The organism is Ruegeria sp. HKCCD7251 (assembly GCF_013031165.1).
GTDB lineage: Bacteria > Pseudomonadota > Alphaproteobacteria > Rhodobacterales > Rhodobacteraceae > Ruegeria.
In genome coordinates this window covers 435748-451884 of sequence record NZ_WPZC01000001.1, presented here as the reverse complement: position 1 = coordinate 451884, position 16137 = coordinate 435748, and the positions used below count along the sequence as shown (strand labels likewise).

The 16137-nt window shown below is 56.0% G+C and carries 14 protein-coding genes; 9 read left to right on the top strand and 5 right to left on the bottom strand.

The window, feature by feature from the left end:
* Both GOX75_RS02215 and GOX75_RS02210 read right to left on the bottom strand, forming a co-directional pair.
* Entirely contained in the window at nt 1–1254 is a 1254-nt protein-coding gene (locus tag GOX75_RS02215; protein WP_171120894.1) for an FAD-binding oxidoreductase, read from the bottom strand.
* Nucleotides 1251–2384 (bottom strand): enolase C-terminal domain-like protein, encoded by a 1134-nt coding sequence (locus GOX75_RS02210; RefSeq protein WP_171120892.1) that lies wholly within the window; start codon nt 2382–2384, stop codon nt 1251–1253. The genes GOX75_RS02215 and GOX75_RS02210 overlap by 4 nt, the downstream gene beginning before the upstream one ends.
* 98 nt (nt 2385–2482) lie before the next feature.
* On the opposite strand from GOX75_RS02210, the gene GOX75_RS02205 reads away from it, so the two are divergent.
* Nucleotides 2483–3403 (top strand): LysR substrate-binding domain-containing protein, encoded by a 921-nt coding sequence (locus tag GOX75_RS02205; RefSeq protein WP_171120890.1) that lies wholly within the window; start codon nt 2483–2485, stop codon nt 3401–3403.
* On the opposite strand, the gene GOX75_RS02200 is transcribed toward GOX75_RS02205, so the two are convergent.
* On the bottom strand, nt 3364–5058 hold the full coding sequence (locus GOX75_RS02200; RefSeq protein ID WP_171120888.1) for a thiamine pyrophosphate-binding protein: 1695 nt from the start codon (nt 5056–5058) through the stop codon (nt 3364–3366). The two genes, GOX75_RS02205 and GOX75_RS02200, sit on opposite strands and share 40 nt — an antisense overlap.
* Before the next feature lie 107 nt (nt 5059–5165).
* Here GOX75_RS02200 and GOX75_RS02195 point away from each other — a divergent pair, with 107 nt between their 5' ends.
* The 6 genes from GOX75_RS02195 (at nt 5166) to GOX75_RS02170 (ending at nt 12337) form a co-directional block, all read left to right on the top strand.
* Entirely contained in the window at nt 5166–5864 is a 699-nt protein-coding gene (locus tag GOX75_RS02195; RefSeq protein WP_171120886.1) for a GntR family transcriptional regulator, read from the top strand.
* A gap of 3 nt (nt 5865–5867) precedes the next feature.
* Nucleotides 5868–6578, top strand: a complete 711-nt coding sequence (locus GOX75_RS02190) for an aspartate/glutamate racemase family protein (RefSeq protein WP_171120884.1) — start codon at nt 5868–5870, stop codon at nt 6576–6578.
* Between the two features lie 224 nt (nt 6579–6802).
* Nucleotides 6803–8893 (top strand): hydantoinase/oxoprolinase family protein, encoded by a 2091-nt coding sequence (locus tag GOX75_RS02185; RefSeq protein WP_171120882.1) that lies wholly within the window; start codon nt 6803–6805, stop codon nt 8891–8893.
* A complete protein-coding gene (locus tag GOX75_RS02180; protein ID WP_171120880.1) occupies nt 8893–10539 on the top strand; it encodes a hydantoinase B/oxoprolinase family protein in 1647 nt (548 codons plus the stop codon). The genes GOX75_RS02185 and GOX75_RS02180 overlap by 1 nt, the downstream gene beginning before the upstream one ends.
* Nucleotides 10536–11603 carry a histidinol-phosphate transaminase gene (locus GOX75_RS02175; RefSeq protein WP_171120878.1) on the top strand — a complete coding sequence of 356 codons (1068 nt, stop codon included), beginning with the start codon at nt 10536–10538 and terminating at the stop codon, nt 11601–11603. Before GOX75_RS02180 ends, GOX75_RS02175 begins: the two co-directional genes overlap by 4 nt.
* Nucleotides 11600–12337: an Asp/Glu racemase gene (locus tag GOX75_RS02170; RefSeq protein ID WP_171120876.1), complete on the top strand. Its 738-nt coding sequence runs from the start codon at nt 11600–11602 to the stop codon at nt 12335–12337. The genes GOX75_RS02175 and GOX75_RS02170 overlap by 4 nt, the downstream gene beginning before the upstream one ends.
* A gap of 29 nt (nt 12338–12366) precedes the next feature.
* Here GOX75_RS02170 and GOX75_RS02165 read toward each other — a convergent pair whose 3' ends face one another.
* Nucleotides 12367–13086 (bottom strand): hypothetical protein, encoded by a 720-nt coding sequence (locus GOX75_RS02165; protein ID WP_171120874.1) that lies wholly within the window; start codon nt 13084–13086, stop codon nt 12367–12369.
* A gap of 748 nt (nt 13087–13834) precedes the next feature.
* Between GOX75_RS02165 and GOX75_RS02160 the strand changes: the two genes are divergently transcribed.
* The gene (locus GOX75_RS02160) at nt 13835–14173 is read left to right on the top strand and encodes a hypothetical protein (protein ID WP_171120872.1); all 339 of its coding nucleotides are present in this window, start codon (nt 13835–13837) and stop codon (nt 14171–14173) included.
* Between the two features lie 254 nt (nt 14174–14427).
* Here the strand turns inward: GOX75_RS02160 and GOX75_RS02155 are convergent, their stop codons facing one another.
* Nucleotides 14428–14925, bottom strand: a complete 498-nt coding sequence (locus GOX75_RS02155; protein ID WP_171120870.1) for a lactoylglutathione lyase family protein — start codon at nt 14923–14925, stop codon at nt 14428–14430.
* A gap of 579 nt (nt 14926–15504) precedes the next feature.
* Here GOX75_RS02155 and GOX75_RS02150 point away from each other — a divergent pair.
* Entirely contained in the window at nt 15505–16026 is a 522-nt protein-coding gene (locus GOX75_RS02150; RefSeq protein WP_171120868.1) for a glutathione peroxidase, read from the top strand.
* Nucleotides 16027–16137: the final 111 nt, after the last annotated feature.

Below are 16137 nucleotides of genomic sequence, written 5' to 3'. Positions count from 1 at the left end.
TTATTGTGTTGCATAGCGTGAGGGCGCGTAGACGCTCACGTCTGTGTTCGGAGTTCTGTCCGCGATCATCTGGGCCAACAGACGCCCGGTTTTCGGCCCACCCGTCAAACCGATGTGATGATGCCCAAAGCCAAGGTAGGCGCCTTTGATATTAGGTACTTCGCCGATGATCGGGATCGAATCCGCCGGGGCGGGCCTGTGCCCCATCCATTCAACTTCCTCCTTCCATGTTACACCCGGAAAGGCAGCTCGGGCGTTTTTCTTCAGCAATTCAAACGGCGCGCGTGACGGCGGCGCATCCAGCCCTCCGAATTCGACGATACCGGCCAAACGAATTCGCCCATCCATCGGAGTGGCCACAAACTTGCCCGAAGCCACCATCACCGGGCTACGCGGCATCGCAGAAGGCTCTATCAATTCAAGATGATAGCCGCGTTCGCTTTCCAAAGGAACAGAAACCCCAAGACGCTCGGCCAGAGGGCCCGACCAAACACCCGCAGTGATCAGGGCTGTATCACAGGCGATGGTCTCCCCACCTGCCCGCACACCGACCACCCGACCGTTTTCATAAGCGATGTCTTCGACAGTGGCGCGAATAATGTGACCGCCCTGCGCTTCGACATGTGCCGCAAGGTCTTTCACATAACGCCCCGGATCAGTGATGTGGCCGTGATCTGAAAGCTTTGCAGCAAATCCGATCTCCTGACCAAAGACAGGGTCATAGGCACGAAATGCCTCGCCCTCCAGCTCCTGCCATTGGAACCCGTACTTTCGACGTATCGCCCACCCAAACGCGTCACCTTCGAACTGCGCCCGGTTTTCATAAAGAAACAGATAGTCGGACGGCACGATCCACTTTTCGGCCCCCGTCCCTTTGGCAAGGGCTTCGTGGTCATTCAAACTGTCCCCCACGATCGGGGTCAGTGCAGCCGCAATACGTTCCACATCATTTACATTCGCATGTTTGAGATATTGGGACAGCCACGGCAGAAGCTTGGGCAAGTACCCCCATTTCATGAACAACGGCTGAGAGGGGCTAAACAGCATTTTCGGAGCTTTTCGAAGCAACCCCGGAACGGTCACCGGCACAATTGAGCAAGAAGCCAACACTCCGCCATTGCCGTATGAAGTGCCTTCGCCCGGACCCGCCTTGTCAATCAGGATCACCCGGTGCCCATCGCGCTGAAGCCAGATTGCAGAGGACACGCCGACAATACCGGCCCCGATGATCGCGATGGTTTTTGCGTCGTTCATGCTGCCACCGCCTTGGTTGTTGCATAGTGGTTCAGTTTTCCGATGTCAGGACACCCGCCCAGCCCCTGACCAACGGGAACGATCACGTTGCCGTCGGCCACGCGGAAAGGATCTTGCAGAATGTCTTCCGCAAGGAAGTATGAAGACTGATAAAACTCGCAGCCCAGAGTTATCTCGGGCGTTGCCGCAATCATGTGGGTGCCCGCAAGGTGGGCCAACCCTGCTTCGAACATGTCGCCGCCATACGCGCTCAACCCATGGGCTGCGGCGATACGCGCAGTTGTCTGGGCGCGGTGTAGCCCGCCGGATTTCATGATTTTCACCGAAACGCCGTCGCATATGTTTTCGCGCGCGGCGCGCTCCATATCTTCAGGACCAAAAACGCTTTCATCTGCAAGCAGGGGCACATCAATCATCTGCCTTAAACGGGCCATCATGCCAAAGTGATGCGCCCGCACGGGTTGCTCGATGAAATCCGGTGCAAATTGCGCGACGTCCCGCACCCGTGCAGCGGCATCCGTAATTTCAAGCCCCTGATTATAGTCCACTCTGACAGACATATTCGGGTAGTTCTGCGCCAGATATTCCAGCCGCATGATGTCAAAGGCATGATCCTTGAACCCCGTCTTCAGCTTAACGATCCGAACGCCGTCGTCCTGCAGCCGATCCAGCAGTTCCTTGTCCTGCGCGAATTCAGGGTTGGCGATTGAACAGCTCAGCGGAATGGTATCGCGGCACTTTCCACCCAACAATGCCCACACCGGCACGCCACTGATCCGACCAGCCAAGTCAAGCAGCGCACTGTCCAACGCGGCCTTTGCTTCGGTGCAATGTGCGACGACGCGGGACGCCTGTTCCGTGATGGCGGCCCGGTCGGCAATGCACGAGCCAATCACCAGCGGCCGGATATACCGGTCCAAAGCCGCATAGGTAGCCTCGGGCGTTCCCGTGAACACCGACCAGGGCGAGGCCTCGCCGAATCCATGACAGCCGTCCTCGGACGTCAGGCGCAAGACGACAACTTCGCAACTTCCTTCAACAGTGCCAATTCCATGATCACGACGTGATGTGACCGGCAGCTTCAGATGCCAAAGGTCAAACCCAACAATTTTCTGAAACAGGTCGCCCATGCCGCATCCCCTTGATGAGCAGAAGCCTGCCTTGACCTGTATATCATTTCAAATACTATATTTTCGCAATTCCATCAGAAAAAGTGATAGGGTGAACCATGTCTCTGCGCTTTCGCCAATTGCAGGCTTTTCACGCCATCATGGAAACCGGAACCGTCACTGGCGCGGCGTCTGTGCTGGGCATTTCGCAGCCGGGCATCAGCAATCTTCTGGCCCAGCTTGAACGCGAGGCCCGTCTGCCGCTGTTTGAACGCAGCAAAGGCCGATTGTTACCCACGCCCGAGGCCGAGCTGCTGTACCGAGAGGTCGATACTGTCGTGCGCGGTCTGGACCACGTCGCCCAAGCGGTCTCTGACCTGCAAAACAAGCATCCCGGTCAGCTTCAGATCGCGGCCCCTCATCTGTTGTCCTTCGGCTTTATCCCGCGCGAGGTCGCCCGCTTTGCCAAAACTCGACCAAACCTGTCCGTCAGTTTTCAATCGCAGTATTCGTCGAAAATACAAGAATGGGTAACCTCGGGCCTGTTCGAGATCGGGGTTGTCGAGATGCCAATCCTTCACGACACGCTGAACTATCAGGTGTTCCACTTCGAAACTCTGGCGACGTTTCCCGAAGACAGTCGACTGGCCGTCCACGATGTCCTGACGCCTGCGTTGCTGGAGAACGAGCCTTTCATTGTCATGGGGCCGGAACATCAAACGCACCGGCGCACTAGGGATGCGTTTCAAACGCAGGGGCGCACGTGGCGAACACAAATCCACACGCATCTGTCTGAAAACTTACTGAGCTTCGTCAAACAAGGCATGGGCGTTGCCCTGATTGATCCCTTTACAGTGAATTTCGATGAAGAGACTGGTTATCAGACTCGCCCTTTTCGGCCGGCCGTGATGCTGGATCTAGCGATCATAACGGCCAAAGGACGGCCTCTTTCGACCGTTGCGCAGGACTTTCTGGCCCAACTCACATCGTCAATTGCGACTTACGCCACCCACTCGGACACCGGCGCGGCGGCCTCGTGAAGCGGTTGGGAATGTATATCCACCAAGGTTGGCCCGTCATGTTCCACGGCCATCGCCAACACCCTGCGCAGGTCGGCCGGGTCTTTCACAGTCCACGACTTGACCCCAAAGGCCGAAGCAACCGCAGCATGGTCGGTGCGATCAAAGTCGACATTGTAGTACCGCTGCCCGAACCCGGCATCCTGACCCGCCTTGATCCACCCAAAGACCGAGTTTGAGAACACGATCGAAGTGATCGGCATTTTGTGCCGTACCATCGTTTCAAACTCTCCGCACGTGAACCCGAAAGAGCCATCCCCCATGACGGCCAGCGTTTTGACGGACGGCCTGCCGACATGCGCCCCCATCGCGGCCCCTAACGAATATCCCAAGGCACCATGCGCCCGGTTCGTGATGAAGTGGTGCCCGGCGCTTTGCCACCGGTAGTGTGCACTGAAATAGGGGCAAGGGGTCCCGGGGTCTGCGACAATCGTGGCATCGTCATCAAGAACATCCATGAGCGCTGCCATGACGGCCTCGGGGCGGATCGGGGCTTCACGGCTTGCCGCTAGCGGGGCAAAGGCGGCGGTTTTGGCAGCCCAGGCGGCCTTGGCCTTGGCTGCACCGCCTTGGCCGGGCAGATCATCATTTCCCTCCAGCGCGTCCGCCAGCGCTTCCAGCGCCAGCCGCGCGTCGGCGCAGATCGCCACCTCAGTCTGATAGTTCGCGCCGATCACCATCGGATCGCTATCGATGTGGATGATCGTTGCGCTTCGGGCTGGGCTTCTCCAGCGTTCGGTCGTAACCGACCCTGCGCGGCAACCGATAAACAGAACCACGTCCGCCTGATCTACAACCGCCCGAGTCGCTGGCACGCCTCCGTTTGATCCCACGACGCCCAGCGCCAAAGGCTCGGTCTCGGCCAGCGCGCCCTGACCTGAAACCGTTGTGGCCACAGGCATATCCAAAGCCTTTGCCACCCGGCGCAGCGCATCGCTGGCCCCCGACAGAACAGGCCCGCCCCCGCAAACGGCCACTGCCGATTTTGCCTTAGCCAAGACTTCCGCGGCCGCGTCTATCGCGTCAGGATCAGGCCCCGCCCGTTCAGCCGGATAACTGCGATGCCGCGCGTCCGCCCAGATTTCAGTTTCGTCCACCGAGGCCTTTTGAACATCAAAGGGCAAAGCAAGATGTGCCGCACCGGGCGTTCCGGTCGTCATAGCCCGGAACGCCGCCCGCATCATTGCAGGCAACCGCGAGGCATCGTCGATCGAGGCGTTCCACTTCGCCAGCGGCTTGAACAAAGCTGTCTGGTCCAATTCTGTCAGCGGGTATTTCCCCCGGCTGGTTGTCGCGACATCAGAGGTGATCGCCAGAATCGGCACCGAGCTTTCGTTGGCCTCGACCACACCCGGCAGTATATAGGTCGCCCCACCGCCCGATGGCCCCTCGCAAATACCGGGTTTGCCCGTAACGCGGGCATAACCGTCAGCCATATATGCCGCGTGTCGTTCGTCGCGGGTTAAGATGTGCTGAATGCCGTGATCCATCCGCGCCAACGCATCATAAAACGGCAGGGTCGTGTCCCCACACAAACCAAACATGTGAGTCACGCCATGGGCTTCAAGCATTCTTACCATCGCCTCAGCCCCTGTCAGGTAGTTCACGCCCGTCATATTTGCCCTCATCAAGGATTGAATACATAACTGTATACAGTATTGCATATTGAATTCAAGATCGACCTGTGGCACCCCTGAAAAGAAGCAGAGGAAGGCAATATTTGATGGCGGGTCCACGAGTCGATGACATTTACGATCAGGTAAAGGCGATGGCGGTGTCATTTCGCCTGCGTCCGGGTGACCGCCTGAACGAAGTCGCACTCTCCAAAGAACTCGGCGTAAGCCGGACCCCCCTGCGCGAGGCGCTGAACCGTCTGGTCGCCGAACGCCTATTCGACTTTCGCCCCGGTCAGGGGTTTTTTTGCAGACCCTTGAATGCCCAGAGCGTGTACGACCTGTTCGAACTGCGCCAGATCATAGAAGTGGCCGCAGTACGTGCGGCTTGCGCCAAGGCAACGGATCAAGAGCTGAAGGCGCTTGAACAGGAACTGTACGACACAGGCATCGACATAACTGGCCTGACGGTCGAAGAAGCCGTAGCGCGCGACGAGGTATTCCATATCGGAATCGCGCGGTTGTCGGGCAATCGCGAATTGCTGCAAACCCTCAGCCGGATCAATGACCGTATCCGGTATATCCGGTGGGTTTCGATGACTGCGGACCGCATTCATCGCTCGAAAGATCAGCACAAGGGTGTAATGAACGCCATGCTTGAGCGAAACACGGACGAGGCCGCGCGGATAATGGGGGCCCATATCTCCAGGCGGATGGATCAGGTACAGGACGCAGTACGTCAGGGAATTTCCAGCATCTATATGGAGGGGCCCGACGAAATCGCGACCCGCATCATTGAGGAGGCTTGAGGCATGATCGTGCAAGGTGGAAAATCCATTTACGGTGCCTCGGTGGGCATTCTTATGCTGGATGCGCAGTTTCCACGAATTCCCGGAGATATGGGAAACGCGCTGACATGGCCCTTTCCCGTGCTCTACCGAATAGTGCGTGATGCGTCACCGGACCGAGTTGTTCGCCAAAAGGCCGAAGGCATGTTGGGCGCGTTCGTCGATGCGGCTCTGGATCTGGTCAAGGACGGGGCTGACGGCATTACCACAAATTGCGGCTTTCTTTCGGTCTTTCAAAAGGAACTGTCCGAAGCCATTCCCGTCCCCGTCGCGACATCATCTTTGATGCAAGTGGAAATGGTAAACCGCACCCTTCCAGCGGGCAAACGTGCGGGCATCCTGACGATTTCAGCGTCCACCCTGACGGATGAACATTTGTCTGGCGCTCATGTTCCACTGGGTACTCCAATCGGAACTACTGAGGGGGGTGACGAATTCACACGCGCAATTCTTGGCAATGAGCTGACGATGGATGTGGACAAGGCCCGTGCGGATAACATCGCCGCTGCGTTATCCCTGCAGGCAAAGAACCCTGACTTGGGAGCGATCGTTCTGGAATGCACCAACATGTGTCCCTATGCGGCTGACATTCAAAAGGCTACGAACCTTCCGGTGTTTTCGATGGTCACCTTCGTCAATTGGTTTCAGGCCGGGCTCAACCCGCCGCATTATTGATGCCTCCCGAAAACTGCGCGTTTTGATGTCGCTTACATGCAATAACGTCGCATTTCCACTAGTAAGGCACCGCCTGCGCCTGCAAACTTCCGGTATGCGTATGGCCTGTATTTCTCATCCGATGAACCGTCGCGCGACGGGTTGTGATCTGGTGGTTGCCGCCTGAGCCAAGGGCTTTGTGCCCTTTGCGACGGACTGCGATTACTCTGACTTCGGACTACAGAATGACCCCTGATGCGCTGCGCCTCGCCATTGATATTGGCGGCACTTTTACCGACACGGTTCTATTCTCGGGTGAGGACACAATCCTTGCATCCACCAAGACGCTGACCACTCATCAAAACCCCGCTGACGGCGCGATGGAGGGCGCGAGGCGGGTTATCGAGCTATCTGAACGCTCATTATCCGACATCTCCGGCTTCATTCATGGAACAACTTTGGCCACCAATGCCCTGATCGAACGGCGCGGGGCCAAGGTTGCAACGATCACGACAGAAGGCTTCCGCGATATCCTCGAAATCGCTTACGAGCGGAGATATGCGCAATACGATATCAACCTGGAAAAGCCCGACCTGCTGGTGCCCCGGGAACGGGCGTTTACGGTGCGTGAACGTATGTCGGTAGACGGTGAAGTTTTGATCGCGCTGGAGCAGTCCGCAATCGACGCAGTGCTGGAAGAGATCGACGCAAGCGGTGTGGGCGCCGTCGCCATCTGCCTTATGCACGCTTACGCCAACCCTGCGCACGAACGGCAGTTGCAATCAGCTCTGGCCCAAGAACGCCCCGAACTGGCCATCTCAATCTCGTCCGAGGTCAGCCCCGAGGCGCGTGAGTTTGATCGCCTCTGCACCACGGTTGCAAACGCCTATATCCAGCCTTTGATGCAGGCATACCTGACGCGTTTCGCGGATCGGTTCCGTGACGAAGGTCTTGCCTGCCCGATCCTGATGATGACGGCTGGTGGCGGAATGTGCACCCTAAACACCGCGGCGCAATTTCCCATCCGTCTTGTCGAATCCGGCCCGGCCGGGGGCGCCATTTTGGCCGCCCGGATCGCCGCACGCGCGGGTCTGGATCAGGTTCTGTCCTTTGACATGGGCGGAACAACGGCCAAGCTCTGCCTGATCGACAACGCGCGCCCGCAGACCTCGCGTCAGTTCGAAATCGCGCGTGCGGCCCGGTTCATCAAGGGCTCAGGCATGCCTGTGCGAATTCCCGTGATCGAAATGATCGAAATCGGAGCGGGCGGCGGCTCAATCGCCGGGGTAGATCGGTTGGGGCGGCTGACCGTTGGGCCGAAATCGGCTGGCTCGGAACCCGGCCCCGTCGCGTTCCTACGCGGCGGCACAGAGCCAACGGTCACAGATAGCGATATCGCACTGGGCTACATCACCCCCGAAACCTTTGCCGAAGGGCACATCGCGATTGACCTTAAGGCTGCGAAACATGCTTTGGATCGCGTGATCGGGACCAAGCTCGGTCTTAACGCAACCGGTGCCGCAGATGGTGTCAGTCGCATCGTCGACGAAAGCATGGCCAGCGCCGGACGCATGCACGCCGTCGAAAGCGGTAAGGAACTGGGCACCCGAACCATGATCGCGTTTGGCGGCAACGGTCCCCTGCACGCAACGCGGGTTGCCCGGTCTGCCGGGGTCAACCAGATCGTGATCCCACCAAACCCTGGTGTCGGCTCGGCTGTTGGTTTTCTTTACGCGCCTGTCAGTTTTGAGATTGTGTGGTCTCGGTACTCTTTGTTGGAAAGCATCGAAGTTAACGCAATCAACACGCTGTTCGCCACAATGATTTCCGAAGCACAACAGGTGGTTTCCCAAGGCGCAGGCGATGCGCCAACTCAAACGCGGCGTACCGCGTTCATGCGCTACAGCGGTCAGGGCCACGAGATCGAAATCCCCCTGCCCGACCGCGACCTTTCCACCACAGACATTGCCCCCCTTACCCATGCGTTTGAAAAGGAGTATCGCAAGCAATTCTCGCGCCCAGTGCCGGGGATGCAGATAGAAATCCTGAATTGGTCGGTGCGCGTGGCGACTTTCGGGAGCGAAGCGCCCACCTTGGCGGATACGCCGATATCTCGTCCAGCAATGCCGTCACAGACGCGCCCCATCACCTGCGACCTGACCGGACAAACCGTACAGGCCGCATTGATCGCCCGCCTCGACCTGCGCGCGGGCGACTATGTCCCCGGACCCGCGCTGATTACGGAGCCACAGACAACAACGTTGGTCTCCTCCGACTTCGAAGCCCGTGTGGACGCGATCGGGAACCTTGTCCTTACCCGGAAAGGAACAGAATGATGACCCTCTCTCCCGCCCGACTTCAAGTTATGTGGAACCGTCTTCTGGCAGTTGTCGAAGAACAGGGGCAAACCCTGATCAGGGCGGCGTTTAGCCCGATCGTGCGCGAGTGCGGGGATATTTCCGCCGGTATCTTTGATGCGAATGGGCGCATGCTGGCGCAGGCCGTCACCGGCACGCCCGGACATATCAACACAATGGCCGAAGCGGTTCAGCACCTGCGCGCGGCCTTCCCCGTTCAAGACATGAAACCGGGTGACATCTATATGACCAACGACCCCTGGCTGGCCTCGGGGCATTTGAACGACTTTCTTCTGATGATGCCGGCCTTCCGGAACGGACAGGTCGTTGGCTTTACCTCATGCACCTCTCATCTGGTCGATTTGGGCGGGCTTGGAATGGGGCCTGAGGGGTCTGATATCTATGACGAGGGTTTGTTGATCCCGCCCTGCAAACTGGTCGATCAAGGCGTGCCAAATGCCCTGCTTCTTGACATCATCCGCGCAAATTCCCGCGAACCCGTCGCGAATGAGGGCGACATTTACGCACTAATTGCCTGTTGCGAGTCTGGGGTCGACCGTCTGCTATCCATGATGGAGGAATTCAACCTCGACGATCTGGAAACGCTGGGCGCCTATATCATCGACACGTCGCGCCGTGGCACCCAAGCTGCAATCTCCGAAGTGCCTGATGGTGTCTATAAAAACGTCCTGAAAATGGATGGGTATGAGAATGAACTGGAACTTCACGCCACGCTGACCGTCCATCAGGACAGGATGCATGTGGATTTCGCTGGCACCTCTGGATGTTCGCGCAAAGGGATCAACGTGCCGCTGAATTATGCCACGGCCTATACCGTATTTGCGCTGCGCTGCATCGTTGGGTCGGACATACCGAACAACGCAGGATCACTAGAGCCCTTCACCGTTGATGGGCCGAAAGGGTGCATCCTGAACGCCCAAAGGCCCGTTCCCGTCGCCATGCGGCATACTCTTGGTCAGGTGACACCTGACTTGGTACTGGGATGCTTGCATCAAGCCTTGCCTGATCAAGTCCCGGCAGAGGGCGCAAGCTGCATGTTTGACCTGCCCATGCGTCACGCGCCCGAAGTGGCCCGCGACGGTGGACGGGAGTTTGCGATCGAACCAGTACATAATGGTGGAACAGGCGCGCGGCCTCATTCGGATGGCTTATCCGCGACGGCCTACCCGTCCGGCGTTTTTGGCAGTCAGGTTGAAATCACCGAAAGCGTCGCGCCCGTGACGATTTGGCGGCGCGAGCTTAGACCGGATTCCGGCGGCGCGGGGCAATTTCGCGGCGGGCTGGGTCAGCGCATAGAAATGACATCGTCCAATGGCGCGCCTTTTGTTGTGTTCTTATCGGTTGAACGGTTGAAATTCCCCGCCCTTGGCAGGATGGGCGGCGGTGCGGGCAAACCTGGCCGCATTCACCTTCGCAACTCTGCCGAGGACATTCCGGGCAAAGGTGAGCTGCGCGTTGAACCGGGTGACTACCTGATCTTTGAAACACCCGGCGGCGGTGGGTTCGGAGATCCAAAGCTGCGCGATCCCCTGTCCTTCGACCTCGATTTAAAACGTGGTTTGGTGACCGCGGAAGGGGCAAAAGCCTATGGAGGTGACACATGATCCGCCCGAACGCTTATGTCGCTAACATGGCGGCCTATGCCCTTGCCGATCTGGGCGGGGCGCAGACAATCTCGATGGCGCAGAATGAAAGCGCGTTTCCCGCCAGCCCCGCCGCGGTGCGTGCAGGCCAAGCTGCGGCGTCTGACCTGACGCTTTACCCTGACCCCGAGTGGACAGAATTACGCACAGCGATCTCGACCGTGCACCACCTGGACCCAGCGCGCATCCTATGCGGAGCCGGATCAATGGAGCTGATAGGTTGCCTGATCCGCGCATTCGCCGGACCCGGTGTTCGGGTTCTGGGCACGCAGTACGGATATGCTTTCGTAGCGTCGGCAACCGCACAAGCGCAGGCGGACTATCGGACGGCACCCGAGGTTGGCCTGACCGTATCAGTTGACGAAGTTCTTGCCGGGGTAACGCCTGCGACACGCATTGTTTTCATTAGCAATCCAGGCAACCCGACTGGAACGCTTATCCCGAACTCCGACATACTTAGACTGCGCACCGCCCTGCCGAACGATGTGCTGCTAGTAGTTGATCAAGCCTATGCCGAGTTTTCGGACATGGCCAACAACCCTGCGGACATCTTCGCGCTGGTGGACCGAGGTGACACCGTCATCACCCGAACTTTTTCCAAAGCCTATGGCTTAGCCAGCGCCCGCGTCGGATGGGGATATTTCCCTCTGCCAATCGCCGCTGAGTTGCGGAAACTTCTCAACCCAAACAACATATCATCAGCATCACAAGCTGCAGCCGCCGCTGCTATGCGCGACCAATCCCACATGCGCGATGTGGTCAGCCAAACGGCAAGCCTTCGCGACCAATTTGCGCAAGATTGCCGTGCCCTTGGGCTGATCGTGCCAAACAGCCACACGAATTTTGTCTTGCTCCGCTTTGGTTCCACACACGACGCTCAAAAAGCCGACGCCGCATTGCGGACCGAAAACCTACTGATGCGCGGAATGGCAGGCTATGGCTTGCCGGACTGTCTGCGCGCAACGATTTGCGCTCCTGCGATTATGGACAAGGCCCTGAACGTGTTGAAAGGAGTGTTGGCATGACAGAGACGCGAACCGCAGCCAAGATTGGTGTGCTCGTCCCCTACACAAACACCAATCTTGAACCTGACATGGAGATGTTGCGTCCGCCGAATACCACGGTTCATTTCCAACGCATGGGTGGCTATGACGTGGATGAGATTCCGGGGGCTGAACAGATGGCAGGTTTGGGTGCCTCGGATATCAGCCATGATCTACGGATGATCGCGGGCGTTCGGCCAGATATTGTGCTGTACGGCTGCACGTCAGCCACCCTGACGCATGGTCCTGTATTCGATACAGAACTCGCAGGTCAGATAAAGACACAATCAGGTGCAGACTCTCTGACAGCCGCGGGGTCATTGATCGCTGGGATCAAAGCTCTGGGCGCAACAAAGGTTGGGTTTTCCTCGCCTTATCTTGGTGAGATCAACACACAGGCCATGGATTTTTTGTCTCAGAACGGGATTGAGACCGTGTGTTGCGCAGATATAGGGCGCGAATTGGGAAATTACGGACAAGGCGAACTGACCCCAGATGAGGTGTTTGACCTAGCCTGCCAAGCAGACCATCCGGATGCGCAGGCAATCGTTCTGAGTTGCACTGACATGCGCGCGGTCGAGGTCATCGACAGAGTTGAGGCGCATCTGGGAAAGCCAGTGATCACCTCCAATCAAGCAATGGTCTTTTGCATGATCCAAAGGTTGAAACTTGACCGCCACGCCGCATTACCGGGCCGCTTGTTCGAACACATTTGAGCCATTCTACCCAGCGGGCGGGAGGCATCCTATGCCGAGGCGGGGTTGTCGTCGTTTTGTAAAAAGGAAATCTGCCGCAAAAGGGCATATCCGAAGATTACCATTCCAAGCATCTCAAAGGATTCTTCGATCGTCGCCAGCAAGAAAAACCTCCAGCCGCGGTCGTCATTGTAGAAATCCACCCAACCGCCCAAAGTTTCGACCATCAACGCACCAAACAGGTAAGTGGCGCCAGCAAGTGCCATCAGACCGGCGACTGCTTTTGGCAGGCGCATGAGAAAGGGCAAATAGAACCCCGCCACAACAAGTGCGACAAAAGCCCCGATCGGCGTCCAGGAAAAATGCCAAAGCGGGCTTTCGGGCAGGATAGAGCGCATGGGCTGCGTAAACTTCTCATGCACCTGGGCCGCTTCGTCATATCCCATCAAAAACATGACCACAGCAAGGATCAACCAATAGACCGAGTCGCTATCCTTTTGCGTTCGTTTAATCAAAAAAACATACGTTAACAGGCCAAAGTTCGAGACGAGCAGAAAGTAGTTGTAAATCGTTGGAACGCTTTGCTCGACATCGTGATTAAAACGCCAGGCGAAGAACTTAAGAACCCGGTTGTCCGTGCTCTCAAGGATCAGAATCGAGATCATCGAGAGGGCAAATAAACAAATAATAATCAACGAATTGATACGAAAGTACTTAGAACGAACCGACGCGCTCTGGCCAAGAGGAACGACAAATTCTTCTCCCGGCATTTTGGGCCTCCTGCACTCGTTAACACAATAGCTGACCACGCCTCGGCGCTGTCACAAAAATGAAATAATACATCGTTTTAACCCGACGTTTACTTCAAGTAAACAAGTCCACGGTCCGCCAACCCGCAGAACGGCGATATGCGGCAAAGGGCTGAGTCCCTGAAAACCCAAACAAAATGTTGGCCGCATCGGGACTATAGGAAAAAGCTGGGGCTTGGGTGGATGAGTGGCGGGGAGACAGGGATTCGAACCCTGGGAACGCTCTCACGTTCAACGGTTTTCAAGAGCGGCAAAACGACGGTTTTCTTTACGTCCTTTACGTTATTTACGCATTTAACGTACACACATGCCCTAGTTTACGCGATTGACGCCCCCAACATGTTCCACCGTCTGTTCCATGGAGCTGGCATGAACCACTCATCGATGGTCGGCGGGACCGGTCTGCTCAGACTCAGTCGGCAAGGGATGGTCTGGCGGCTCGACCCCGTGCTTGTGAAGCTATTCAAACACCGCGCCCTAGTCGTCCTGCAGCGAAGGCTGCGCTACACTACTCCCCCAGAGATTCCAGTTTGCATCGAAAGTCATAAGGGATGGTTCGGGGCCCTTTACGCATGGCGAATGTTCCAATTTTGTTCTGCGGCTTGTCAATTGGCGCCTGCGGGCAATACCTTGACAAAAAATCGCAAGCTGGAGGGTCAAAACCGGCATAAGTGCTAATTTGCCAATCAGCAATTTAGTGAGCAGACCATTGAAACGACCAGCCATCTTAACCGCCGCTGCTTTGGCTTTTGGAAGCGGTGCAAAGGCCGACACCATTGAATTCGACCAAGCCACTTATGAATGCATCTTAGACGTTAAACTTGAGGACGCAGATGTAGACATTTTTTTAGACAAAATGGGCTTGTCGATGCGAGCTGCATTCGAAGTCGTCATCGATGACCAATACAGGGTTTTAACGGTAGCGCGCATTGCAGAAGGCAGCAAACTGTCTCGCGCGTTTTCAGAGGAAGATGCAGATAAACGCGATACTGACTACGAGAATTACGCGGTCAAGATACTTGATAACTGCTTGGATGCGCGCGGCTAGCGTTAAAACAGCCAAAACGGCCTGAGGATTCACTTTTCGCACATTCTATCAAAATATGAATGTCTGCAGCGGGGCTTTAAGGAGTCATTCAAGTATATAACGCTAATGTCGGTTTTGTCCGCAAAGCGGTCGTTGAAGCGAATTGAAACTAGCGATCGCTCAGACCTCAAAGCAGTCGCTCAAAAACTTGAGAGGCGCTGCAACGCAGAGAACGGTTATTTGGAGCCAAAGCAGCCTTCAAATTGAATTGTTTCTCATTTGTAAGCACCGGACGAATACGTCAATTCATAGGAATGGCTGTATAGTTCGAAAACAATACCGAATGGATCTTCAACATAGACCATCCGGTAAGGTTTATCGCCCGGATAATAGTAACGAATGGGCATCCGCTGCTTTCCCCCTGCCGCTACGATTTTTTCCACCAGACCTTCCACGTCGGGATCTTGGATACAAAAGTGAAATGTCCCATTGCGCCGGTAGTCCATGTTGTTTTCAGGCGCATAATTCCCGTCGAACTCGAAAATCTCAATCCCAACGCGATCCGCAGTCGCCATGTGAGCTATGCGCAGTTTTTTCCATTCTGGTCCAAAGACGTCCGTGCACATTACACCAATATCGCTATCATCCTCGAGAACGTCTGTCGGCGGCATGATGACGTAGAAGCCAAATACCTCGGAATAAAATTTTACGGCTTCATCAACGTCTGGCACAGAAAGCCCTATGTGAGAAAAGGATCGAGGTGTGTGCGACATTGTAGTTCCTTTCAACTATTTTGGACCAAGGTTCAGTTTCAATAAAATGATCTGCAAGTAGAAGTCTGCCTAACAAAGGAAAAGTCAAATTGTGATTGCCGAATTCACAGCTGCTGCCAGCAAATTGATTGACCCTTCAGCGTTGATCCACGGGTAGATATCTGCCCGGTATTGAAAGCGACCACGTCAGCAATGCAGGCGTTGTTGTTTAGCCTGCAGAAAACGTCTTCTTCTTTATTGCGTCTAAAGCCCGTCGTAGCGCGGAAGTTCAAAGTACAGAGGTTCAAATTACAGTATTGCGCTTCGCAAAGTGCCGAGTGCATTACTAGTTCTGGTATGATTTTCTGCGTCCCAGCGACGACCGATTTCAAATATATTCGGGTAAAGCCATTTTGACGTTGCCACTGAGGAACAAGATAATTTTTGAAAATGGGCCTGAATCGAGCTTTCGAACTTCCCCAATTTTCTATCTCTGAGTTGCGACCGCCGGCAGTTGCACGCGGCCCGCGCGCTATGTCCACAAAATGAAATCCGTCCGCATTGTTCTTCCGTATCCAACTATGAAAATGGAGGTGTGGAATGTTACGGATAATTGTGCTTTGCGGCTTGCTATTGCTAGGCGAACAAGTGCGCGCCCTTGAACTTGACGCGAAGTTTGACTCGATTGACGGGGGAACCTTGTCTTTGTCAGATTGGAACGGTCAACCGGTTCTAGTTGTCAATACGGCATCCCAATGCGCGTTCACCGGTCAATACCGGGGGCTTCAAGACCTTTATGATCGGTATCGCAACCGCGGATTGGTTGTTGTCGCGGTCCCTTCGGATGACTTCAAGCAAGAACTGGCCACCAACGACGAAGTGTGCGATTTCTGCGAACTGCAATACGGAATCGATTTGCCGATGAGCGTGATAACACACGTGACCGGCCCTGACGCTCACCCTTTCTTCCGGTCCTTGAAAGAGGAGGAAGGATTCGTGCCAAGGTGGAATTTCAACAAGGTCTTGATCGGTCCCGATGGCACAGTCGTAGAAACCTACAGGTCGACCTTTGATCCGCTTTCGGCGTCCATTACGAACAAGATCGAGGAACTCCTGCCATGAAAAACCGCTCCAGCCGGATCACTCTACCCATTCATCACAAAACGCAAGCACCCAGATGATTGTGCGGGTATAGAACTTGAGCCGCTCGTCCAGCAATGGCATCCCAAAAGG

Bases quoted from the DNA above. Each gene is read 5' to 3' on its own strand.
- GOX75_RS02185 (WP_171120882.1), top strand. From the start codon at position 6,803: ATGACCCCTGATGCGCTGCGCCTCGCCATTGATATTGGCGGCACTTTT.
- GOX75_RS02165 (WP_171120874.1), bottom strand. From the start codon at position 13,086: ATGCCGGGAGAAGAATTTGTCGTTCCTCTTGGCCAGAGCGCGTCGGTT.
- GOX75_RS02180 (WP_171120880.1), top strand. From the start codon at position 8,893: ATGACCCTCTCTCCCGCCCGACTTCAAGTTATGTGGAACCGTCTTCTG.
- GOX75_RS02215 (WP_171120894.1), bottom strand. From the start codon at position 1,254: ATGAACGACGCAAAAACCATCGCGATCATCGGGGCCGGTATTGTCGGC.
- GOX75_RS02205 (WP_171120890.1), top strand. From the start codon at position 2,483: ATGTCTCTGCGCTTTCGCCAATTGCAGGCTTTTCACGCCATCATGGAA.
- GOX75_RS02150 (WP_171120868.1), top strand. From the start codon at position 15,505: ATGTTACGGATAATTGTGCTTTGCGGCTTGCTATTGCTAGGCGAACAA.
- GOX75_RS02195 (WP_171120886.1), top strand. From the start codon at position 5,166: ATGGCGGGTCCACGAGTCGATGACATTTACGATCAGGTAAAGGCGATG.
- GOX75_RS02210 (WP_171120892.1), bottom strand. From the start codon at position 2,384: ATGGGCGACCTGTTTCAGAAAATTGTTGGGTTTGACCTTTGGCATCTG.
- GOX75_RS02155 (WP_171120870.1), bottom strand. From the start codon at position 14,925: ATGTCGCACACACCTCGATCCTTTTCTCACATAGGGCTTTCTGTGCCA.
- GOX75_RS02200 (WP_171120888.1), bottom strand. From the start codon at position 5,058: ATGACGGGCGTGAACTACCTGACAGGGGCTGAGGCGATGGTAAGAATG.
- GOX75_RS02170 (WP_171120876.1), top strand. From the start codon at position 11,600: ATGACAGAGACGCGAACCGCAGCCAAGATTGGTGTGCTCGTCCCCTAC.
- GOX75_RS02175 (WP_171120878.1), top strand. From the start codon at position 10,536: ATGATCCGCCCGAACGCTTATGTCGCTAACATGGCGGCCTATGCCCTT.
- GOX75_RS02190 (WP_171120884.1), top strand. From the start codon at position 5,868: ATGATCGTGCAAGGTGGAAAATCCATTTACGGTGCCTCGGTGGGCATT.